Genomic DNA, 2,572 nt, shown 5'->3' on the forward strand with positions numbered 1-2,572 from the left:
GCTCTTCACCTCACCTTTGGCTTTGGCTTATACAGATAAAAAAGAAAGGAGGGGAGGGCGAGCCATGGAGGGGTCAGCAGCTCTCGCAGGAGGCGAACTTCTGCTTGGCTTCCATGGCCTTCTTTGCGGTCTCAGGGTCGTAGGCTTTACCCTGCCAGAGCATGTTGTAGGCTATCTCTTCGTTTCCGTTCTCACAGAGCTCAAGGACCCTTTCAAAGAGCTTCTGGAACTGGGGGCTCTGGTGGGATTTTTCGTGCTGCTCAAAGGATGTCCAGAAGGTCACTATGAGGGCTTCTCTGTCCTTGAGGGGAGAGACTTCCTTGTCCTCAACCGTTGAACCTTCCTTTGATATCATCCCCGCGTTCATGAGGACGAAGCCACCGATAAACCCATCAATTGAGTGGAAAGTCTTGACGTGCTCACAGAGCTCGGCTACCCTCTCCTCAAGGTCCTCAACAGTGTACTCCGGTTTAAGTATCACTCTATTTATGGTCACAACCCCATCGGGGGGAAATTCCTTAATCAGCGCCATGGCTAACACCTCCTTCAGTTCTGTATATTAGAATATTCTTATATGCTAATTATGTTATGATATGTGTCAATCTTCCATTGAGGGGACGCCCCTTCTGGGCTTGGGAATATAATTAATAGACACTATGAGAAAGTACGAAGGGAAACTCAACGCAGAGGGTTTGAGGTTCGGAATAGTTGCAGGAAGGTTCAACCACCTCCTCGTGGACAGGCTCGTGGAGGGAGCTGTGGACTGCATCCTCAGGCACGGCGGAAGGGAGGAGGATATTGAGCTTGCAAGGGTGCCGGGCTCCTGGGAGATACCTGTGGCGGTCAGGAAGTTCTTAGAGAGGGATAACATTGATGCGGTCATAGCCCTCGGTGTTCTGATAAGGGGTAGCACACCTCACTTTGATTACATAGCCGCGGAAGTGTCAAAGGGAATAGCCAATCTATCTATAGAGACGGGCAAGCCCGTTTCCTTCGGTATAGTTACGGCGGATTCTCTTGAGCAGGCGATAGAGAGGTCGGGAACCAAGATGGGAAACAAGGGATGGGAGGCAGCCCTATCCGCTATAGAGATGGCTGACCTGCTCAGGAACATGGGCTGACCATGAGGTTCAGGAAGAAGGCAAGGGAGAACAGCCTGATAGTCCTCTACAGGTGGGACATAAGGGGGGACTCCCTTGAGAAGGTCCTTGAGGAGTACATTGAGGAGAAGGGGATAAAGAACAAGGAGATACTCGGCTACACCCGCCAGCTCGTAGAGACAGTGGGGAGCAGACTGCCTGAGATTGACTCAATCATATCCGAGTACTTGGAAGACTGGAGCTTTGACAGGCTCGGCTACATAGAGAGGAACACCCTCAGGCTTGGGGTTGCGGAGCTACTCTTCATGAACCCGCCCGACCCCGGAAGAGCTTTCAACGATTACATAGACCTGACGAAGAGATACGCCGATAGAAAGGCTGCCAAGTTTGTGAACGGAATACTCTCAAAGATATACAGGGACTACAAGGCTACCTCTTCATTGAGAAGATCAGGTTGAGTATAAGCGTCAGGAGCAGGCTGAGCAGCAGGGAAGTAACTATAGGGAAGTAGAAGACGAAGTTGTCCCTCTTTATAACTATATCGCCCGGGAGCCTGCCTATCCCGAGGGGGAGCTTCTCAAAGAGAAGGAGCAGAGCCCCGATCAGAACGAGGACAACCCCGAAGAGAATGAGGAGCTTCCCTACCTCCGACATGCTTATAGTTTACAACGCTCTCTGACCAACCGGTTGAAGGCTTCTCCCCTCTCCACATAGCTGCTGAACATGTCAAAGGACGAGCACCCGGGAGAGAAGAGGATAAAGTCCCCGGGCTGGGCTATGGAGAGGGCTTCATCAAGAGCCTCCTCAAGGGAGTTTGAGGTCTTTAATCCTGAAACACCGCCGAAGGCGGTCCTCAAGATATCCTTCGTCTCTCCTATAAGCAGCGCAGCCTTTACCTTTCTCAGAGCTGTCTCCCTGACAGGCTCAAAGTCCGCACCCTTGTTCTTCCCCCCAGCTATGAGTATAACGGAGCTATCGGGAAAGCTCTCTAAGGCAGCCCTGAGAGCGTTGGGAGTTGTTGACTTGGAGTCGTTGTATATCTCCACGCCCCTCCACCTTCCAACGAGCTCCATCCTGAAAGGAAGCCCCCTGAAGCTCCTCAGGACCTCCCTTATCCTCTCGGGTGGAACGCCCTTTTGGTAGGCTATCAGTGAGGCGACGATGGCGTTTGTCAGGTTGTGCTTCCCCCTCAGCTTCAGGTCCCCGAGCTCAAAGAGCCTCTCCCCGCGGAAGACAACGCTCTCTCCCTTCAGGGAAACTTCCTCAATGTATATCCTCTGTGCCCGTGTTGGTGTTCTGAGGACCTCCTCCTGCCGTGAACCCCCTATGAAGAGGTCGGACTCTCCTTGCCTCAGGAAGATGTTGTGCTTGCTCCTGAGGTAGTCCTCCATGTCCTCATGCCAGTCTAAGTGGTCGGGATGGAAGTTGAGGAAGGCACCCACCGACGGTCTGAGGCTCTTGAGGGTCTTTCC

5 protein-coding genes are annotated in these 2,572 nt (G+C 52.5%); 2 read left to right on the forward strand and 3 right to left on the reverse strand.

Translation table 11 applies throughout. The features are described from left to right. Positions 1-73: 73 nt before the first annotated feature. Complete coding sequence (locus AC1HCM_RS00590; protein ID WP_479459833.1) at positions 74-532, reverse strand: ligand-binding protein SH3; 459 nt, start codon at positions 530-532, stop codon at positions 74-76. A 124-nt stretch (positions 533-656) separates the two neighbouring features. Here AC1HCM_RS00590 and ribH point away from each other — a divergent pair, with 124 nt between their 5' ends. Continuing rightward, positions 657-1,121 (forward strand): 6,7-dimethyl-8-ribityllumazine synthase, encoded by a 465-nt coding sequence (gene ribH, locus AC1HCM_RS00595; protein ID WP_479459834.1) that lies wholly within the window; start codon positions 657-659, stop codon positions 1,119-1,121. A gap of 2 nt (positions 1,122-1,123) precedes the next feature. Beyond that, positions 1,124-1,558: a transcription antitermination factor NusB gene (nusB, locus tag AC1HCM_RS00600; protein ID WP_479459835.1), complete on the forward strand. Its 435-nt coding sequence runs from the start codon at positions 1,124-1,126 to the stop codon at positions 1,556-1,558. Here the strand turns inward: nusB and AC1HCM_RS00605 are convergent. Further along, on the reverse strand, positions 1,530-1,754 hold the full coding sequence (locus AC1HCM_RS00605) for a DUF2905 domain-containing protein (protein WP_479459836.1): 225 nt from the start codon (positions 1,752-1,754) through the stop codon (positions 1,530-1,532). The genes nusB and AC1HCM_RS00605 overlap by 29 nt on opposite strands. Before the next feature lie 2 nt (positions 1,755-1,756). Then, on the reverse strand, positions 1,757-2,572 hold an 816-nt coding region (gene murD, locus AC1HCM_RS00610), incomplete at its 5' end, for a UDP-N-acetylmuramoyl-L-alanine--D-glutamate ligase (RefSeq protein WP_479459837.1).

The organism is Hydrogenivirga sp., assembly GCF_056450045.1.